General features: G+C 73.3%; 18 protein-coding genes. 9 read left to right on the forward strand and 9 right to left on the reverse strand.

The annotated features are described in order from the left end of the window. Positions 1-26 precede the first annotated feature (26 nt). The gene (locus tag ACIBF7_RS09345; protein ID WP_397196851.1) at positions 27-1,790 is read right to left on the reverse strand and encodes a bifunctional sugar phosphate isomerase/epimerase/4-hydroxyphenylpyruvate dioxygenase family protein; all 1,764 of its coding nucleotides are present in this window, start codon (positions 1,788-1,790) and stop codon (positions 27-29) included. 12 nt (positions 1,791-1,802) lie between these two features. Further along, positions 1,803-2,645, reverse strand: coding sequence for a shikimate dehydrogenase (locus ACIBF7_RS09350; protein ID WP_364235435.1), 843 nt, complete (start codon positions 2,643-2,645; stop codon positions 1,803-1,805). Positions 2,646-2,840: 195 nt separating this feature from the next. On the opposite strand from ACIBF7_RS09350, the gene ACIBF7_RS09355 reads away from it, so the two are divergent. From ACIBF7_RS09355 to ACIBF7_RS09375, 5 genes are all read left to right on the forward strand, one after another. Beyond that, complete coding sequence (locus ACIBF7_RS09355) at positions 2,841-4,184, forward strand: MFS transporter (RefSeq protein WP_219544367.1); 1,344 nt, start codon at positions 2,841-2,843, stop codon at positions 4,182-4,184. Between the two features lie 105 nt (positions 4,185-4,289). Next, the gene (locus ACIBF7_RS09360) at positions 4,290-5,075 is read left to right on the forward strand and encodes a hypothetical protein (protein ID WP_364235431.1); all 786 of its coding nucleotides are present in this window, start codon (positions 4,290-4,292) and stop codon (positions 5,073-5,075) included. Then, positions 5,072-6,169, forward strand: a complete 1,098-nt coding sequence (locus ACIBF7_RS09365; protein ID WP_148032011.1) for a hypothetical protein — start codon at positions 5,072-5,074, stop codon at positions 6,167-6,169. Before ACIBF7_RS09360 ends, ACIBF7_RS09365 begins: the two co-directional genes overlap by 4 nt. After that, positions 6,166-7,593 carry a hypothetical protein gene (locus ACIBF7_RS09370; RefSeq protein WP_364235428.1) on the forward strand — a complete coding sequence of 476 codons (1,428 nt, stop codon included), beginning with the start codon at positions 6,166-6,168 and terminating at the stop codon, positions 7,591-7,593. Before ACIBF7_RS09365 ends, ACIBF7_RS09370 begins: the two co-directional genes overlap by 4 nt. Then, positions 7,590-8,885, forward strand: coding sequence for an AAA family ATPase (locus tag ACIBF7_RS09375; protein ID WP_271277442.1), 1,296 nt, complete (start codon positions 7,590-7,592; stop codon positions 8,883-8,885). The genes ACIBF7_RS09370 and ACIBF7_RS09375 overlap by 4 nt, the downstream gene beginning before the upstream one ends. Here ACIBF7_RS09375 and ACIBF7_RS09380 read toward each other — a convergent pair. Beyond that, positions 8,882-9,820, reverse strand: coding sequence for a GNAT family N-acetyltransferase (locus ACIBF7_RS09380; protein WP_364235421.1), 939 nt, complete (start codon positions 9,818-9,820; stop codon positions 8,882-8,884). The genes ACIBF7_RS09375 and ACIBF7_RS09380 overlap by 4 nt on opposite strands. Before the next feature lie 65 nt (positions 9,821-9,885). Here ACIBF7_RS09380 and ACIBF7_RS09385 point away from each other — a divergent pair, with 65 nt between their 5' ends. Continuing rightward, positions 9,886-10,206, forward strand: coding sequence for an STAS domain-containing protein (locus ACIBF7_RS09385; RefSeq protein ID WP_271279209.1), 321 nt, complete (start codon positions 9,886-9,888; stop codon positions 10,204-10,206). A 72-nt stretch (positions 10,207-10,278) separates the two neighbouring features. Continuing rightward, on the forward strand, positions 10,279-10,710 hold the full coding sequence (locus ACIBF7_RS09390) for an ATP-binding protein (RefSeq protein ID WP_148032014.1): 432 nt from the start codon (positions 10,279-10,281) through the stop codon (positions 10,708-10,710). A 5-nt stretch (positions 10,711-10,715) separates the two neighbouring features. On the opposite strand, the gene ACIBF7_RS09395 is transcribed toward ACIBF7_RS09390, so the two are convergent. Further along, complete coding sequence (locus ACIBF7_RS09395; protein ID WP_187281195.1) at positions 10,716-10,889, reverse strand: hypothetical protein; 174 nt, start codon at positions 10,887-10,889, stop codon at positions 10,716-10,718. Positions 10,890-10,969: 80 nt separating this feature from the next. Next, entirely contained in the window at positions 10,970-11,929 is a 960-nt protein-coding gene (locus tag ACIBF7_RS09400) for a Ppx/GppA phosphatase family protein (RefSeq protein WP_148032015.1), read from the reverse strand. Between the two features lie 232 nt (positions 11,930-12,161). Between ACIBF7_RS09400 and ACIBF7_RS09405 the strand changes: the two genes are divergently transcribed. Both ACIBF7_RS09405 and ACIBF7_RS09410 read left to right on the forward strand, forming a co-directional pair. After that, entirely contained in the window at positions 12,162-12,977 is an 816-nt protein-coding gene (locus tag ACIBF7_RS09405; RefSeq protein ID WP_219544449.1) for a formylglycine-generating enzyme family protein, read from the forward strand. A 4-nt stretch (positions 12,978-12,981) separates the two neighbouring features. Further along, positions 12,982-14,127: a UDP-N-acetylglucosamine--N-acetylmuramyl-(pentapeptide) pyrophosphoryl-undecaprenol N-acetylglucosamine transferase gene (locus ACIBF7_RS09410; RefSeq protein WP_364235415.1), complete on the forward strand. Its 1,146-nt coding sequence runs from the start codon at positions 12,982-12,984 to the stop codon at positions 14,125-14,127. Here ACIBF7_RS09410 and ACIBF7_RS09415 read toward each other — a convergent pair. The 4 genes from ACIBF7_RS09415 to ACIBF7_RS09430 form a co-directional block, all read right to left on the reverse strand. Beyond that, entirely contained in the window at positions 14,124-15,017 is an 894-nt protein-coding gene (locus tag ACIBF7_RS09415; protein WP_148032018.1) for a hypothetical protein, read from the reverse strand. The genes ACIBF7_RS09410 and ACIBF7_RS09415 overlap by 4 nt on opposite strands. Before the next feature lie 101 nt (positions 15,018-15,118). Next, on the reverse strand, positions 15,119-15,988 hold the full coding sequence (locus tag ACIBF7_RS09420; protein ID WP_364235412.1) for a hypothetical protein: 870 nt from the start codon (positions 15,986-15,988) through the stop codon (positions 15,119-15,121). A 72-nt stretch (positions 15,989-16,060) separates the two neighbouring features. Beyond that, positions 16,061-16,954: a hypothetical protein gene (locus ACIBF7_RS09425; protein ID WP_397196852.1), complete on the reverse strand. Its 894-nt coding sequence runs from the start codon at positions 16,952-16,954 to the stop codon at positions 16,061-16,063. 48 nt (positions 16,955-17,002) lie between these two features. After that, the gene (locus tag ACIBF7_RS09430) at positions 17,003-18,979 is read right to left on the reverse strand and encodes an MMPL family transporter (protein WP_397196853.1); all 1,977 of its coding nucleotides are present in this window, start codon (positions 18,977-18,979) and stop codon (positions 17,003-17,005) included. Positions 18,980-19,029: the final 50 nt, after the last annotated feature.

Below are 19,029 nucleotides of genomic sequence, written 5' to 3' on the forward strand. Positions count from 1 at the left end.
GGACGGCGGGGACGATACGCCTCATCCTATGACCGCTCGGCGTGCTGCACGGCCAGCCGGACGGCCGCGTTGGCGGCGCCGTACCCGTCGTAGCCGCCGATCCGCTGCACCAGCTCGAAGAACACCCGGCCCGCCGTCACCGTGTACAGGTGCAGGAACTCGCCCTCCTCGTCCCTGTCGTACAGCAGCCCCAGCTCCCTGATCTCCGGGTCCGTCCCGTACCGGGCCTCCAGGTTGTCGTAGTAGTTGGCCGGGATGGGCAGCAGCAGGCCGGGATGGGCCGCGCGCAGCCGCCGGGCGAGCGCCCGCAGGTCGCGGACGGCGAACGCGACGTGCTGCCGGGACGCCTGGCGGGCGACCGTCCTGGCGATGTTGACGACCAGGCGGGTGCCGCCGCCGGCCATGGCGCGGCTGCGCAGCAGGCCGTACGGGTCGGCGACCTCCAGGCTCTCCTGGGGGCGCAGCCCGAGCACGCCGCGGTAGAACAGCGACGCCTCGTCGAAGTGCTGCCAGGGCTGGGTGAGCGCGACGTGGTCGATCCCGGTCACGTCCCCTTCCGGTACGGGCTCCGTACGGGGGAAGTCGGCCGTCCAGTCGGGGTGGTCGGCGTGGCCGGTGCGGCAGAAGAACAGCGCGGTCCCGTCGGGGGCGGCGATGGCGTCCAGCGGCGCGTCGCGGGGCGCGCGCTCGCGCGGCAGCACCGGCGCGAGCAGTTTCCCGGCCCGTTTCACCGAAGCGGCCGGGTCGGGCGTCTCCAGCCCGATCGCCACCAGCGCCGGCTCCTCGTCGGCCGATTCCGCTGGGGCCGCGTTGAGGAGGACGCGGGCGCCGCCCTGCTCCCAGAGCTCGACCGGTTTCGTCCGATGCGTGCCGGTACGGGCGAAGCCGAGGGCCGACAGGATCCCGGAGAGCTCGGCGGAGCCCTCGGTGGCCAGCTCGGCGAAGGCGAACCCGGACGGCACCACCGGCGGCACCCCGTCCGGCGTCAGCGCCTCCTCCAGCGCGATCAGCGACCGCATCGCGTCCAGCGCGGTCCGGCGGGCGTCGGACTGCCGGAAGACGTCGTTGAACACCTCCAGCGACAGCGGTCCCGCGTACCCGGTGGCCAGCACGTGCCGTACCAGGCCCGTCACGTCGAAGCCGCCCTGGCCGGGGAAGCAGCGGTAGTGGCGGCTCCACTGCAGCACGTCCATGGCCAGCCGGGGCGCGTCGGCGAGCTGCAGGAAGAACACCTTCTCCCCCGGGATCGCCTCGATGCCGATGGGGTCGGAGCCGCGCGACAGGATGTGGAAGCTGTCCAGGCAGACGCCGAGCGCGGGATGGTCGGCCGTCCGCACGATCCGCCAGGCGTGCAGATACTCGCTGACGTGCCGTCCCCAGGCGAGCGCCTCGTAGGCGACCCGGATGCCGTGCCCGGCGGCTCGCTCGGCGAGCAGGCGGAGCTGGGCGGCGGCCAGCTCGTCGTCGGGCCGGGCGTCCGGGGAGACGTTCGAGCAGACCAGCAGCGTGTCCGCGCCGAGCCGGTTCATCAGCTCGAACGTGTACTCGGCGCGGCGCAGGTTGCCCTTGAGCACGTCGTCGGGCACCGCCTCGAAGTCGCGCAGCGGCTGGTACATGTCGATGCCCAGCCCCAGGTCGTCCGCCCGCAGGCGGATCTCCTCGGGCGGCAGCGGGCAGGCGACGAGGTCGTTCTCGAACACCTCCACCCCGTCGAAGCCGGCCGCGGCGATCGCCTCCAGCTTCTCGGTCAGCGTGCCGCTCACCGACACGGTCGCGATGGACTTGCGCATGGCGTCCTCCTGTCAGGCGGTGACGAGTTCGGTCAGGTGGGCGAGCATCCGCTCCGCGTCCGGTTTCCTGCCCGTGAACAGGTGGAAGGCGTGGGCCGCCTGGAAGACGACCATGCCGCCGCCGTGGAGGGTGCGGCAGCCCAGGGCTCGGGCCTGGCGCAGCAGCTCGGTCTCCAGCGGCCGGTAGACGATGTCGGCCACCCACAGGTCCGGGCGGAGCAGGGCGGCGGGCAGCGGCAGGCCGGGGTGCCCCGCCATGCCGGTGGGGGTGGCGTGCACCAGCCCGTCGGCGTCCGGCAGCAGCTCCGGCAGGTCGTCCGGGGCCGCCGGGCGCGCCCGGCCCGCGCCGAACCGCTCGGCCAGCTCCCCCGCCAGCGCCCGGGCCCGGCCGGGCTCGGCGTCCACCACCGTCAGCTCGCCCGCGCCCAGCGTGAGCAGCGCGTGCGCGACCGCCGCCCCGGCGCCGCCCGCGCCGAGCTGCGTCACCCGGCGGGTGGGCGCGCCGGGCAGGTCGCGCGCGAACGACTCGGCGAAGCCGGTCCAGTCGGTGTTGTGCCCGACGGCGCGCTCGCCGTCGAACACCACCGTGTTGACCGCGCCCAGCGTGGCCGCGTCCGCCGACAGCTCGTCCAGGTGCGGGAGCACGGCCCGCTTGCAGGGATGGGTGATGTTCAGCCCGTCGAAGCCGAACCGCCGCGCGGCGCGGACCAGCTCCCCCACCTCGGCGGCGTCGGCCGCCTCGATCAGGCGGTAGACGTACGGGATGCCGAGCCGGACCGCCTCCCGCTCGTGCAGGGCGGGGCTGAGTGACGGCCCGATGCCGGAGCCGATGAGCCCGATCAGGTAGGAGGTCATGCTCACCCTCATGAGTTATGTACGAACTAGTGAGTTAGTCATAACATCTCCGGAGCCGTCCCGTGAAGAGACTCTTGACATGAGATCGCGGTCACAGGAGCATGGCGAGCAATTAACTATCTAGTTCGTAACAAGTGCGGGGCCCGGACGGGGGCACGGTCCACACTGACGACGCCGCACCAACAGGGAGCCATCGTGACCGACCAACCCCCCGGCGCCCGCCAGGGCACGCCGCGCAAAGCGGCCGTCGCGGCCTGGATAGGCAGTGCGCTGGAGTACTACGACTTCTTCATCTACGGCAGCGCCGCCGCCCTCATCTTCTCCAAGGTGTTCTTCGACGAGTCCGATCCCACCACGGCGACCCTGCAGTCGCTGGCCAGCTTCGGCGTCGCCTACGCCGCCAGGCCCGTGGGCGCGTTCATCCTCGGTCACGTCGGCGACAGGTTCGGCCGCAAGCGCATCATGGTGTTCACGCTCGTGCTCATGGGCGTGTCGACGTTCCTCATCGGCTGCCTGCCGAGCCGCGACCAGATCGGCGACCTCGCCCCGGTGCTGCTGGTCGTGCTGCGCATCATGCAGGGCCTGTCGGCCGCCGGGGAGCAGGCCAGCGCCAACTCCATGACCCTGGAACACGCCCCCGAGCACCGGCGCGGCTACTACACCAGCTTCACGCTCAACGGCACGCAGTTCGGGCAGATCCTGGCCACCGTCGTGTTCATCCCGGTGGCGGCCATGCCCGAGGAGCAGTTGCTGTCCTGGGGCTGGCGGGTGCCGTTCTGGATGAGCGTGATCGTGGCCGTGGTCGGCTGGGTGATCCGGCGCAAGCTGGAGGAGACGCCGGCGTTCGAGCGCGAGGTGGCCCAGGGCACGGTGCCGCGGATGCCGCTGTCGCTGCTCTTCCGCGACCACTGGGCGAGCGTGGTACGGGTGGTGTGCGCGGCGCTGATCGCGACGGTCAGCACCATCTTCACCGTGTGGGCGCTCAACTACGCCGTCGAGAACGTCGGCCTGGACCGGGCCACCATGCTCTGGGTGAGCACCGTGGCCAACACCGCCGCACTGCTGGCCATCCCGCTGTGGGCCATGCTGTCGGACCGGATCGGGCGCAAGCCCGTGTTCCTCATCGGAGCCGTCGGCAGCCCGATCATGATCTTCGCCTACCTGGCGGCGATCAACTCCGGCAGCTACCCGATGATCTTCCTGGTCGGCATCCTCACCCTCGGCGTCGTCTACAGCGCCTCCAACGGCATCTGGCCCTCGCTCTACGGGGAGATGTTCACCACCAAGGTGCGGCTGTCGGGTATGGCCATCGGCACCCAGATCGGCTTCGCCGTCGCCGGCTTCGCCGTCGCCTCGGCGGCCGGCATCGTCTCCCCCGGAGGCTGGCTCGGCCTGCAGGGCTGGGTCGGCGTCGGCATCTTCACCGCCATCCTCTGCGCGATCAGCGCGGTGGCCGTGGCCACGGCGCGCGAGACGCACAAGGTCCCCACGGACCAGCTCGGCCTCCCGCCCGCCGACCGCGTCACCACCTCCGCCTGACCCTTCCGTACGCGGCCGCGCCCTTCCCGGGTGCGGCCGCGTACGCGTCTCCGGGACACGCACCGAAATACTGGTAATTACTGGAACCCCTGATACCCTCGCGCCATGAGTGACCGGCTGGACGAGCTCGAACGGCGCATCGACGAGCTCAGGGCCGGTGTGCGCAGGGCCATGCGGGCCAGGGACGGCTCGGCGGCCAGGGCGCTGCGGGCCGAGCTCCGCACCGCCGAGAAGGCGTGGGACTCCCTGGTGAGCGGCGAGAAGCCCAACGGGAAGACGCAAGGGCCGCGGCTGGTGACCGTGCGCGAGCAGGTGCACCAGGCGCTGGAGCTGCTGGGCGCGCCCGCGCAGGCCCGGCTGGTGGTGGCGGTGAGCGGCGCGTTCCAGGCCGGCACGATCCGCAGCTCCCAGCTCACCAGCCTGCGCAGGGACGAGGAGCGCTCGTTCCGCTCGTCGCCGTTCGGGCGGCCCTACTACCTGTGCGCGGCGCTGACCGACCGGCTCTCCCCCGCCCGCGGCTACCTCACCGTCAGCACGTGGCCGGTGGAGCGCCGGGTGGTGGGCCCGCTCAGCCCCCGCGTCGACTTCCTCACCTGCGCGATCCGGATCGCCGAGCACACCGCGGGGCGGCGCTCGCCCGACGGCGACCGGCTGTTATCCAGGATGGCGCGCAACATCCCTGGCGCCGGTGACGAGGTGCCGCCCGACCCGGCGCGGGTGGCCGAGGCGGCGCGGCGGGAGCTGGCCGTGCACGCCGGGCGCGACGCCGGCGACCGCGCGGAGCTGGCGGGACGCGCCGACACCCAGCTCGATGACGTGGCCCGGCTATTCGGGGCCACTACGCTGACCACTGTTCCAAGATCAGTCATGGCTATGGGAGGCGGCCGATGAACCGGCTCGACGCGCTGCGCGGCACCACACCGCCGAAGCCGCACGACGCCAGGGCGATCGCCGCGCTGGCGGCCAACCCCGGCTGCACGCGGCGGGCGCTCATGGACGGCGCCGGGATCGACAAAGACGCCGTCGCCCGCCACCTGGGGTTCCCCGCCCCGTTCGGCCAGTCGCCGTTCGCGATCACCCGGGGCAACGCGTTCGAGGCGCTGGTGAAGGCCGACGGGTGCGCGGAGCTGATCCGGATGCTGCGCGAGCTGCTCGGCCTGCCGATCGACGAGGTGGCCTACCACGACGTGGAGAACGTCGGCGCCCACCTGCGCCACACCCACACCCGCGCGCTGATCGACCGCGCGGCCAGGGGCGAGGGCGTGGGCACCGTCTACGACCACCCGCTGTTCACGCTGGGCATCGCCGGCCACACCGCCTATCTGGAGCCCGACGTGGTCGCGTTCCAGCTCGGCGGCCGGTTCCACATCGTGGAGATCAAGTCGTTCGCGGTGGTCGACGGGCAGGCCGACCCGGCCGCGGTGGCGGCGGCCGCGCGGCAGGCGGCGGTGTACGTGCTGGCGCTGCGGACGCTGCTGGAGGAGCTGGGCCACGACCCGCTCCGGGTGGCCGACGACGTGGTGCTGGTCTGCCCGGAGAACTTCGCGAACCGCCCGGTGGCGACGCTGGTCGACGTGCGCCGCCAGCTCGCGGTGCTGCGCCGCCAGCTCTCCCGGATGACGAGCCTGGACCGGCTGCTGGACGCGCTGCCCGAGGACGTGACGTTCGACCTGGCGCCGGACGCCGACGGGCGGCCGGCCAGGCCGGTCGCGGAGCTGGCCGACGCGGTCCGCAGGGCCGAGGCCCGCTACGCGCCCGACTGCCTGTCCACGTGCGACCTGTGCTTCTTCTGCCGCGACGAGGCCCGCCAGGAGGGCGCGTCCGATCTGCTGGGCCGCGCCGTCCGCGACGAGCTCGGCGGCGTGGCGTCGGTGCGGGAGGCGCTGGCGCTGGCCGACGGCTCGCGCGCGCCCGCGCAGGGCCAGGAGGAGATCGCCCGGCTGCTGCGCGGCGCCGAGCGGCTGCGGCGGGAGTGCCTGGCGTGAGCCTGCTCACCTCGCTCGCCCGGCTGCGGGCGATCGACGAGGGCGTCGCGCAGCCGATCGCGACCGTCCGCCACTGCCACCTGTCGGCGCGGCCGATGGTGTTCATCCCGCTGAAGCTGTCGGGTGAGGCGGCGGCGCCGCTGGCCGCCATGCTGGGCACCGACCCCGCCGAGCCGCGGCTGCTGGCGGTGGCCCAGCCGCGCAACCGCGACCTGCGCTTCGCCTGGACGGCCGACCTGGCCGGGGTGCTGCTGCCGTACGTGGCGGGCTTCACGGCCGAGACCGAGACGGTGGAGCGGCGCGGCGCCGACCCGTACGAGCGGGCGCTGGACGCGCCGCAGCTGATCGTGCCGAACCGGGCCGGGGTGGCCTTCACCCGGCTGCTCGGCCGCTCCACCCGGTTCCGGCGCACCGACGGGCCGTTCCCGGTGCCGGAGGGGGTGCCGCTGCTCGGCCGGTGGCTGACGTACTTCGCCGAGCGCGCCGCGTACCCCGGCTCGTCACTCATGCTGGCCGCGACCGACGAGCTGGCCCGTCACTGGGCGAGCGGGCAGAGCGCGCTGGAGGACGCCAACCTGGCGGCGCTGCTCGCCTGGATCACCGACGGGCCCGACGACGCGGCCGAGGACCCGCTGATCTGGCCGCCGGCCGGCCCGGCCACCGATCCGGGGTTCGACGCGGAGGTGCTGGCGCCGGCGATGGAGAGCGGATCGGCCGAGCGGATCACCGAGGCGCTGCGCACCCAGCTGGAGCCGACGTGGCGGCTGGTGTGGCGGGCCGTCGAACTGCTGCGCGGCCTGGAGCCTGGCGCGAGCGTGGCGCAGCGGTGGGAGCACGACCGAGGCTCGTTCAGCGGCATGACCGCGCAGCTCGCGGAGGGGGCGCCGCCGCAGGCCCGCCGCGACGGCGCGGTGGCCGCGGCGGCCCGGCTCTCGCGGATGGAACGCGCCCAGGCCGCCTACGAGGTGCAGCGCGCCTACGACGACCCGCTGGTGATGGCCGAGTACCGGCTCACGGGCGAGGCGTTCGCGGGCGAGGTCGTCGACACGGCGCCCGGCAACACCGAGGGCGAGGGCCGCTCGCGCAAGCTGCGCCCGCTGGTGACGGTCAAGACCGACGATCCCGTACGGATCCCGCCCGGCACCTCGCTGGGCACGCCGGAACGGCGCGGGCAGGGGGCCGAGCTGGTGTCGGCGGGCGACGGCCTGGTCACCTTGAAGATCACCAAGGGCATGGGGCGGGGCAAGACCCCGGCGCCCGGCGCGGTGCCGGAGATCGGCGAGCGGGTCTGCTACAGCTCGCTGACCGACGAGTTCCAGGGCGCGGCGGCGCTGCCGGAGCCGGAGGCGACGCCGTGGACCCACGGCGGCCCGCCGCGCCCGTACGAACCGGCCGACGAGGACGCCCGGGAGGAGTGGTCGTGATCCCTGAGCCCACGCCCGAGCCCACGCCTGAGGAGGTCATCCGGCGGGTGCTGGCCGACCTGCCGGGCCATCGCGGCGTGGTGGTCGACTCGCCGCCCGGCGCGGGCAAGTCCACGCTCGTGGTGCGGGCGGCGGCGCACCTGGCCGCCACCGGCGAGCCGCTGATGATCGTCGCCCAGACGAACGAGCAGGTGGACGACCTGGTGACGCGGATCTGCGAGAAGCATCCGCGGCTCACGGTGGGCCGGCTGTCGGCGGGCGGCTACGTGCCGCGCAAGCGGATGCTGGAGCTGCCAGGGGTGACCTTCGGCACCCGCGTCCAGGATCTCGGCGATCCGGACGTCGTCATCGCCACCGCCGACAAGTGGGCCTGGATCAGCGGCCGGACGTGGCCGTGGGCCATCGTGGACGAGGCCTATCAGATGCGCTCCGACAAGCTGCTGCGCATCGCCGGGCTGTTCGAGCGGGCGTTGTTCGTGGGCGACCCCGGACAGCTCGACCCGTTCTCCATCGTGGACGGCGACCGGTGGTCGGGGCTGTCGTGGGATCCGCTGCAGAGCGCCGTGTCGGTGCTGCTGCGGCACAACCCCGACCTGCCGGTGCACCGGCTGCCGGTGTCGTGGCGGCTGCCCTCGTCGGCGGCGCCCGTGGTGTCGCGGGCGTTCTACCCGTTCACCGGGTTCCGGTCGGGCACCGGGCCTGGCGACCGGCGGCTGGAGCTGGTCACCGGCGGCATGGGCACGGTGCACGACCGGGCGCTGGAGGAGGCGGCCCGCTCCGGGTGGGCGCTGCTGGAGCTGCCGAACCGGCACACCGTGCGCACCGACGCCGAAGCGGTGGAAGCGGTGGCGCTGCTGGCGGCCCGGCTGATGCAGCGCGGCGCGGTGGCGAGTTCGGAGCAGGGCGAGCGGCCGGTGACGGCCGACCGGATCGCGGTCGGCGCGGCCCACCGCGACCAGGTGGCGGCGATCAGGAACGCCGGGCTGCCGCCGGAGATCACCGTCGACACCGCCAACCGGCTGCAGGGCCGCGAGTACGACGTGACGATCGTGCTGCACCCGCTGTCGGGGCGGCGCGACGCGACCGCCTTCCACCTGGAGTCGGGGCGGCTGTGCGTGCTGGCCTCGCGGCACCGGCACGCGTGCGTGGTGGTGGCGAGGGCGGGCATCGCCGAGCTGCTCGACGCGCATCCGTCGGCGGAGCCGGTGCAGCTCGGGGTGCCGGTGAAGTTCCCCGACGGGTGGGAGGCCAACCAGGCGGTGCTGGACCACCTGGCGGCCCACCGGGTCTAACCGGCTTCGACGGTGCGCCGCCAGATGTCGATGACGAGGACCGGGCGCATCCCCTCCGACTCGTACAGGCCCAGCGCGGGGGTGGTGTTGTTGGTGTCGACGTGCAGGATCGTGCCCTCGCGGCCGCGGGCGGCGTCGGCGGCGATGGCGGTGCGCAGCAGCAGGCGGCCCAGGCCCCGGCCGCGGAACTCGGGCCGCACGGCGAGCGTGTCGACGTAGCCGCAGCCCTCGTCGGCGGCGAACTGGTTGTTGCCGAGCACCATCGCGGCCGCGCGGCCGTCCACCCTGGCCAGGGTGAGCTGGCTCCAGTCGGTGGTGGGGATCGCCTGCCTGCGGGCGTACCAGCGGTCGTAGTCGACGTAGGCGTGGCCGAAGTGGTCGGCGAAGCCCTCCTGGTACACCTCGTGGGCCTCGCGGCGGACCTGCTCGTTCTGGCCGCCGTGCAGGGTGACGCCGGGCGGCGGCGTCGGTGGCTCGACGGGGCCGTCGAAGTCGACGCGCATGCGGTGGAAGCTGGTGGCGGCCGCGAACCCGTACCCGGTGACGAGCGCCTGCTTGGCCCGGTCGGCCCGGTAGACGCCGACGTCGGTGACGGCGGCGGGGTGGCCCGCCTCGCGGGCGAGCGCGCCCGCGCGCTCCAGCACGAGCGGCCAGAGCCGCTCGGCGAGACCGGCCACGCCGGGGCGGACGATCACGTCGGCGTCGACGATCTCGCTCGCGCCCTGGCGGCGCGCCCACGCCCAGCCGTCGAGGCGGCCGTCCGGGCCGTGCGCGAGCCAGGCGTCGCTGTCGAGGTCGAAGCCGGGCTCGGCGAGCTCGCCCGCGATGTCGTCGAGGGTGAGGTCGGGCCGTCCGAGCACTTCGGTGTCGCAGGCGGCGCTGAGCTCGTGGATGGCCGGGGCGTCTCCGGCACCCGGTCGGCTGAAGTGATGCATGGGGTGATTGTCATGGTTGTGCCCCTCGCCGCGCGCCGTATTTTCGTGGTGGTTAGGCTGTGAGGGTGCCCGACAAGACCCCGCTGCAGATCGAGATCGACTCGTCCGACAAGACCACGGTCCAGCTCGCGGTCCGCGGTGACCTCGATTTCGACACCGCGGACGAGCTGTCGTCGGTCCTGCTGGGTGACGGATTCGAGCGGGTGGACGTCGACCTGTCGGGGCTGGGGTTCATCGACTCGTCGGGGCTGGCGGCCCTGGTCCGCCTCTACCAGCGGGTGGCCGCCGAGGACGCGGTGCTGCGGGTGGTCGCCGTCACGCCCTATCTGCGCAACCTGATGCGGATGACCGCGCTCGACCGCCTGTTCGGCCTGCCGCCGGGCTGAGCGTCTCCTTCCGTAACGAATGCTTCGCCGGATCATGGGCAGAGGCATTCTCGACACCGAAGGGAGGCGCCGGTGGAGACCACGATGGCGCTGCGGCTGCCCAGGGATGCGGCGAGCGTGCCGCTCATCCGGCAGATGCTCGACGGCACGCTGAACTCGCTGGGTGTGGAGCCGGAGATCCGGGACGACATCGAGCTCATGCTGACGGAGGCGTGCTCCAACGTGGTCAAGCATGCCGCGCCGAGCGACGAGTACACGGTGAGCGCCATGGTCTACGACGATCTGTGCGTGATCCGGGTGGTCGACACCGGCCATGGTTTCGACCCGGCGTCGGTCAGGGACGCGACGCCCGGGTCCGAGAACGGGCGGGGGCTGCAGATCATGCGGGCGCTGGCCGACGACGTCCGCTTCACCAACAAGCGGGAGAACGGCGCGGTGGTGTGCCTGGAGAAGCGGCTGCGCTACTCACCGGGCGCGGCGGGGCCGCACTTCATCCGGACGTGAGGACGTCATGGCTCACGGCCGCTCCGCCGGGCGGAGCCACCGTGTGTCAGGACGATCCCGCTCATGGAGGCCATCAGCGCCAGCCAGATGAGCACGGCCACCGCGATGCCCAGCACCGCGAGGAACGACAAGGAGAGGGCGACCAGCAGCGAGCCGATCGCGCCGAGCAACGTCCACACCCCGTCAGAGTTGCCCGCCGGTGCTCGTTCTCTGCAGTTTCATCGCGGTCAGTTGCCTGTTATGTGGCGATATATCCCTCTTACTCGGTGGCTCCGTCGGGCGCCTCCAGCCGTCCCGGCAGCGCGTCCAGCCGGCGCAGGATGACGCCCTCGCGCAGCGCCCACGGGCAGATCTCCAGCCGCTCCACCTCGAACAGGTCCATCACCGCGTCGGCCACGATCGCGCCCGCCGCGAGCTGGGCCGCCCGCCCCGCCGACACGCCGGACAGCTCGGCCCGCTCGGCGGCCGTCATGGCGGTCAGCTTGGCGGCCCAGTCGGCGGTGTCCTGCCGCGACAGCGAGCGCGGCACGTGGACGCCGTCGCTGGACGGTGCCGCCCCGGCGATCCTGGCCAGCTGCTTGAAGGTCTTGGAGGTGGCCACCGCCCGGTCGGCCCCGCCGTAGCGGACGACGGAGCCGACGGTGCGGGCGATCTCCGCGCGCACGTGGCGGCGCAGCCGGCGCACCTCGTCGGCGGACGGCGGGTCGGCGGTGAACCAGTCGCGGGTCAGCCGCCCGGCGCCGAACGGCAGCGACACCGCGACGTCGGGCTCCTCGTCGACCCCGGCCGCGATCTCCAGGGAGCCGCCGCCGATGTCGAACGCCAGCAGCCGCCCGGACGACCAGCCGAACCAGCGGCGCACCGCCAGGAACGTCAGCCTCGCCTCGTCGCGGCCCGACAGCACGTCGATGAGCACGCCGGTGTGCCGCTGGACCTTCTCCAGCACCCGCTCGCCGTTGGCGGCCTCGCGCACGGCGGAGGTGGCGAAGGCCAGCAGCTCCTCCACGCCCTTGTCCTCGGCGATGACCACGGCCTGCTCGACGAACGCGCGCAGCCGGTCCACGCCCTCGGCGGACAGCTTGTCGTCCGGGCCGAGATGCTCGCTGAGGCGCAGCTCCTCCTTGTGGGAGAACGCCGGGATGGGACGGCCGCCGCGGTGGGCGTCCACGACGAGTAAATGGACGGTGTTCGAGCCGATGTCCAGCACGCCGAGTCGCATGGCGATGACGCTACAGGCAGGCGCTTCGCCCGCGAAGCGGAGGCCGGGGGGCGACGACCGCGTGATCGTGGGCATGCCGGGGCGACTACCCTTCCTAGAGGTCGTGACACATGGGAGGAGCCAGATGAGCGCGTGCTGCGGGCCCGCCAGGGAGGCCGTCACCGGGGCGGACGCCCCCGAGGCGCCGGTCCTCGTGATGCCCGGGCCGGCGCGGCGGGAGCCGCCGCGCGGGATGGTCCGCGTCCCGGGCGGGACGTTCTCGGTGGGCGGCGACGACCCCGACGCCAACCCGGAGGACGGCGAGGGCCCGGTCCGCGAGGTGAAGCTGGATGCGTTCCTGATCGACCCGACCTGCGTGACGAACGCGCAGTTCGCCAGGTTCGTGAAGGAGACCGGATACGTGACCGAGGCCGAGCGGATCGGCTGGTCGTTCGTGTTCCGCCAGTTCGCCTCCCGCGGCGTCATGGACGCGAGCGTGCCGCAGGCTCCCTGGTGGGTCGGGGTGGAAGGAGCCTCCTGGCGCTCCCCCGAGGGGCCCGGCTCGTCGATCGGCGACCGGCAGAACCATCCGGTGGTGCAGGTGTCGTGGCACGACGCGACCGCGTACGCGCGGTGGGCCGGCAAGCGGCTGCCGACGGAGGCCGAGTGGGAGACGGCCGCCCGCGGCGGCCTGCGGCGGACCCGCTATCCGTGGGGCGACGAGCTGGCGCCGAAGGGGCGGCAGCGGTGCAACATCTGGCAGGGCCCGTTCCCCTCGGCGCCGAGCAGGGGCACGATGCCGGTCAAGTCGTTCCAGCCGAACGGCTACGGCCTCTACAACGTGGCGGGCAACGTGTGGGAGTGGACCGCCGACTGGTGGGACACCCGCTGGGAACCGTACGCGGAGAACCCCACGGGCCCGGCCGAGGGCACCATGAAGGTGATCAGGGGCGGCTCCTACATGTGCCATGACTCCTACTGCAACCGCTACCGGCTGGCCGCCCGCACCGCCAACACCCCCGACTCGGCCACCGGACATACGGGTTTCCGGTGCGCGGCCATAGTCTGAGCCCATGTCACAAACCCTGCGACTGCTGATCACCGGCGGCGGCACCGGTGGTCACACCTACCCGGCCCTGACGACCCTGACGGCCATCCAGCGCCGGCAGGTGCCGCACGACGTGCTCTGGGTGGGCACGGCCAACGGCCTGGAGGCCAGGATCACCGCCGAGCACGGCATCCCGTTCAAGGCGATCACGACGGGCAAGCTGCGCCGCCGGCCCAACCTGCGCGAGCTCGGCACCAACCTGGCCGACCTGTTCCGCATCCCCGTCGGGGTGTTCCAGGCGATCGGCCACGCCGCCCGCTACCTGCCCGACGTGGTGCTGTCGACCGGGGGCTACGTGGCGGTGCCGATCGGGGTGGCGGCCAAGCTGATCCGCAGGCCGCTGGTCATGCACGAGCAGACGACGGTGGTGGGGCTGGCCAACCGGATCCTGTCCAGGCTGGCGACGCGGATCGCGCTGTCGCACGAGTCGTCGCTCGAACACCTGCCCGCCAAGGCCAGGGCCAAGGCCGTGGTGACGGGCAACCCGATCCGGCCCGAGCTGCTGCAGGGCAAGCGGGCGGCGGCCTACGACCTGTTCGGGCTGACGTTCGAGGTGCCGCTGATCTACGTGACGGGCGGCGCGCAGGGCAGCAAGCAGATCAACACACTGATCGCGGAGGTCCTGCCCAGGCTGCTGCCGCACGCCCAGATCGTCCACCAGTGCGGCCCCGCCTGGATCGAGCAGATGCGGGCCGTGGAGCTGCCGCCCGAGCTCGCCGACCGCTACCACCCGGTCCCCTACGTGGGGTCCGAGCTGGCCGACCTGTACGCGGCGGCCGACGTGGTGATCTCGCGCAGCGGAGCCGGCACGGTGTCGGAGCTGACCGCGATCGGCAAGCCGTCGCTGCTGATCCCGCTGATCCCGACGGGCGGCGACGAGCAGCGCAAGAACGCCGGCTATCTGGTGTCGGCGGGCGCGGCGCGGGCGCTGCTGGAGCCGAACCCTGCGGCCGACCAGCTGCTGGCCGAGCTGATGCCGCTGCTGGCCGACCCGGGCCTGCGGGCGGCGATGGGCGAGGCGGCCCAGAAGCTGGGCCGCGTGGACGCCGCCGACGTGCTGTGCGACCTGCTGCTGCGGACCGCCCAGCCCGCCCGGCCCGCCGCGGCCTAGGACCGCTCGCCCGGCTCCAGGTGGCGGAAGGCCTCGTGCGCGGAGCTGAGGCTGCGCCGCAGCGCCTGCTCCAGTTGGTCGGCGTCCTCGGCGAGCCGGGCGATCTCCGGCACCGCGAACGCGTCGGCCCCGGTCTCGGCGACCAGTTCCTCGTACTGGTGGATCCGGCCGCGCAGCTCCTCGACCTGCTGGTGGGCGCGGAAGGCGCGCTCGGCCTCGGTGACGTTGGCCGCGTAGCGTTCCAGCGCCTCGACCCGCGCCACCACGGCCTCCTCGCTGCTGTCGAGGGCCCGGGCGAGCGGTTCGGCGACGGCCGCCACCTCGGGGGTGACGGCGCCGGTGACGGTCTCGCGGTGTCTGGTGCGCAGCGCCGACAGCTTGGCCAGCAGGCGGGCGATCTCCCACTCCTGGGCGGGCAGCATCACCGCGTTACGCACCCCGTCGAGCAGCCCTTCGGCGTTGACCGACGACTCGTTGACGGTGGCGATGGCCCGTTGCGCACGGGCCAGCAGCCTGCGCGAGGCCTCGTCGAGGTCGTCGGTGAGCACGTAGCGGCCCTCGTACCAGCGCAGCTGCTCGTAGACCTCGCGGGCGAGCACGGCCTCCTCGTCCTCGTCGGTGAGGTCGTTGCGGATGAAGGCGACGAGCAGCACGGGCACGCCGACGAAGGCGAGCAGCAGCAGGCCGATGCCGCGGCTCATCAGGCCGAGCGCGATCAGCAGCACGGCGACGGCGGTCACGGCGACGGCCACGCCCTTGGACTGGGCGACGCCGGCGCGGGGCGGCGGCTCGGGAACCCAGCCGCGGCGCATCCTGACCAGGACCTGGCCGCTGTCCCTGATCAGTCGCGCGTCCTCCGGTGGCACCCCTGGATCCACCACGACTTCCACAAATCCGGATCCTATGGGAACTCTGCCCTTCGAGCTCGATTCTTTGTACGACAAACGGCGTGCGACCCTCCCTGTTGGCGGACGGCGGGGTGAACGGCCGATCACCCCTGTAAGTGACGGAACGCTTCGTGGGCCGACGTGACGCTGTCGCGCAGCGCCTGTTCGAGCCGGTCGGCGTCCTCGCTGAGCCGGCTCAGCTCGGGCACGGCCGAGTCGTCGGCGCCGGACTCGGCCAGGAGCTCTTCGTAGCGGGGCAACTGGGCGCTGAGCCGCGCGATCTGGTCGCGGGCGTGGTAGGCCCGCTCGGCCTCGGCGACGTGGCCGGCGTAACGTTCCAGCGCCTCGACCCGGGCCACGACCGCGCGCTCGCTGCTGTCGAGCACCTGGGCGAGCGGCTCGGCGATCGCCGCCACCTCGGGGGTGACGCCTTCGGAGACGACCTCCCGGTGTCCGGACCGCAGCGCCGACAGCTTGGCCAGCAGGCGCGCGATCTCCCACTCCTGGGCGGGCAGCATCACGGCGTTGCGCACGTCGTCGAGCAGCCCTCCGGCGTTGACGTGGGACTCCATGACCGCGTCTACGGCGGCCTGGGCGCGGGCCATGAGCCGGCGGGCGCTCTCGTCGAGGTCCTCGCGGAGCACGTAGCGGCCCTCGAACCTGCGGGCGCTGTCGTAGACGTGCCGCTCGACCACCTGGCGCCGCTCGGCCTCGGCGTCGGGCCTGGGTTTGGCGAGCACACCGGCGATGAGCAGCGCGGCCAGCGTCATGACGACGACGAACGGGGTGTAGAGGCCGGCGAGGAAGAAGTCGAGCCCGGCGCCGACGGCGACCAGCGCGACGAGCGTGGTGGTCATCCGGGTGACGAGCCCGAGAGCCGGAGGATGACGCCTGTTCGGCGGGGTCCACCCGGCGCGGATGCGCAGCAGGAGCTTGCGATGGTCACGGAACAGGTCGGCCGTCTCGGCAGGCACCGTCGGCTCCACTACCACCTTCGCATGACGACCCGGCACATTAAGGATCCTATGTGGCGGTCTGTCCGAACGTCAGCCTTCTAAGTAGCGAAAAGCCTCATGCGCGGAGGTGACACTTCGCCGCAGGGCGCGTTCCACGGAGTCGGCGTCCTCCGCGAGGCGTTCGATCTCGGCGACGGCCATCGTGCCGGCCCCGGTCTCGGCCAGCAGTTCCTCGTAACGCGGCAGCCTGGCGCGCAGCTCCTCGATCTGCTCGCGGGCATGGTAGGCCCGCTCGGCCTCGGCGACGTGGCCGGCGTAACGTTCCAGAGCCTCGACGCGCGCGACCACGGCCGCCTCGCTGCCGTCGAGCGCGCCCTGCAGGGGCTTGAGCACGGCCGCGACCTCGGGGGCGAGACCCCGGCCGAGGAGTTCGCGATGGTCGGCGCGCAGCGCCGACAGCTTGGCCAGCAGGCGGGCGATCTCCCATTCCTGCTCCGGCAGCAGGAGCGCGTTGCGCGGGCCGTCGAGCAGCCCTTCGGCGTTGACGTGGGAGCGCAGCACGGTGCCGACGGCCTGCTGGGCCCGGTGGAGCACGGCCGCGGCCTCCTCGTCGAAGTCCTGCGGGATCAGGTAGCGGCCGTGGTGCCGGCGGGCCTTCTCGTACAGGGCCCGCTCCTGGGGCCGGTGGTCGTCGTCGACCGCCTCGCTGATGTTGGCGATCTTGACGAGGACGAGGAAGACGAACCCGCCGAGCAGCAGGAACCCGGCGGGGGCGGCCGGCGAGTCCAGCAGCACGGCCATGAGCGCGATGACGAGCGGGGTGGCGGCGAGCAGCGCCACGCTGGAGGTGTTGCGCCGCCTGGCGGGGACCGGCAGGGCGGCCGGGGGCACCCAGCCCGTCCGGATCCTCGACAGCAGCGGGGCGTTGGCGCGCAGCATCCCCGCGGTCTCCGGCGGCACCGCCGGATCGACGACCACTCCCACGCTCTGCCCTGGCACCTCGGCGCCCCCAACGCTCCTCTGTTCCGGATACTACGAAACATCCCGCTCGGGTGTCAGCCTCGCGAAGGACAGGCCGGGGAACCACCAGTTACGGTCACCGAGCACCTCCATCGCGGCGGGCACCAGGACCATCCGCACGATCGTGGCGTCGACCAGCACTCCGGCGGCCAGCCCGACCCCCATGACGCGCAGCGCCCGGTCGTCGAACGCGCCGAAGGCGGCGAACACGCAGAACATGATCGCGGCGGCGGCGGTGATCACCCGGGCGGTCCCGGCGAGCCCGGCGGCGACCGCGGCGCTGTTGCCCAGCCCGTTCCGGTACTCCTCGCGGATGCGGGAGACGAGGAACACCTCGTAGTCCACGGACAGCCCGAACGTGATCACGAACAGCATCATCGGCACCCAGGCGTCGATCGGCCCGCCGGTGCCGAGCCCGAGCACGTCCCACTGGAAGACGGCGACGACCACCCCGTACGCGGCCCCGATCGACAGCAGGTTGACCAGGATCGCCTTGACGGGCACCGCCACGCTCCTGAACACGGCCATGAGCAGCGCCAGCGAGGCCAGCAGCACCGCGCCGACCGTCCACGGCAGCCGGTCGGCGGCGTGGTCGGCGAAGTCCACGGCGGCGGCGGTCGAGCCGGTCACCAGGACGGGCTCCGGCAGCTCGGCGCGGAGCCGGCGCACCAGGCCGGCGGTGGCCTCGTCCTGCTGCGCCGTGGCGGGCACGACGAGCGCGGCCCGCTCCCCCAGCGGCGTCACGCCCGCCACTCCCGGCGTGGCGCGGGCCCGCTCGACGGCGGCGCCGAGCGGGCGGTCGGAGGCGAGCACGAGCGGCGACCCGGCGCCCGGCCCGAACGCGCCGGCCAGCAGGTCGTGGGCGCGCCTGGTGGTGTCGGTGACGGGCCGGTCGGACGCGTCCGACCAGCCGGTGCGCAGGTCCAGCGCGGGCAGCGCGAGCCCGGCGAGCAGCGCCGTCGCCAGCAGCCCCGCCGTCCACGGCCGGCGCTGCACGGCCCTGCTCCACCGCGCCGACCACGGCTCCCCGCCGGTACGGGCCGGCAGCGAGAACCGGTCGATCCGGTGTCCGATCATGGTCAGCAGCGCGGGCAGGAGGGTGAGGGAGGCGAGCATGACCATGAGCACGCCGCACCCCGCGGCGACCGCGATGCCGCCGCCGAGCCCGGGGCCGAGGAACACGATGCCGGCGCCGGTGACGATGACGGTGACGCCGGCGAACAGCACGGACCTGCCGGCGGTCCGCATGGCCGTGCCGGCGGCTGTCTCGACCTCCTGGCCCTCGTGCAGTCCGGTGCGGAAGCGGGTGACGATGAGCAGGGCGTAGTCGATGCCGACGCCGAGGCCGAGCATGATCGTGAGGTACACGGCGAAGTCGGGCGTGGCGACCAGGTGGCCGAGCAGGGCGAGCAGGCTGGTGCCGGAGACGACGCCGACGACCCCGATGGCGATCGGGAGGGCGGAGGCGAGCAGTGACCGGAACGCGTACAGCAGGATCGCCGCCGCGGCCACCAGCCCGACCCCCTCGGTCAGGCCGCCGGGGGTGAAGTCGGCGAAGTCGTCGCCGGCCAGTTCGGCGGTGACGGCCCCGGCCTCGAAGCCGTCACGGACCTCGGCCAGCTCGCGGGCGGCGGTCTCGTCCGGGTAGTCGATCGGGATCGTGCCGACGGTCGCGTCCGGCGAGATGCGTGCGTATGAGGTCTCGGCACGGACCCCCGGGACCTCGTTCATCCTCGCGACAAGCCCGTCCACGGCTTGGCGTGCGGCCGGGGACTCGACCCCGGCGGGGGCGGACACGACGAGCGTGCCGGGCGGTTCGGCGGGTGCGGGCCCGAGCAGCTCGGCGGCCCGCCCGCTCTCGCTGCCGGGCAGCGCGAACTCACCGGCCACCGGCGCCGGGTTCCAGGCGGCCCCGGCGACAAGCGCGGCGACCAGCGCCAGCCAGGCCAGCAGGACCAGCCGCCGGTGGCGGATACAGAATCGGATCATGCCGCCGACGCTAGGAACGGCCCCCCGCGCCGGTCGTCCCCCCACCACGG

Source organism: Nonomuraea sp. NPDC050478 (assembly GCF_044458265.1).
GTDB lineage: Bacteria > Actinomycetota > Actinomycetes > Streptosporangiales > Streptosporangiaceae > Nonomuraea > Nonomuraea ferruginea.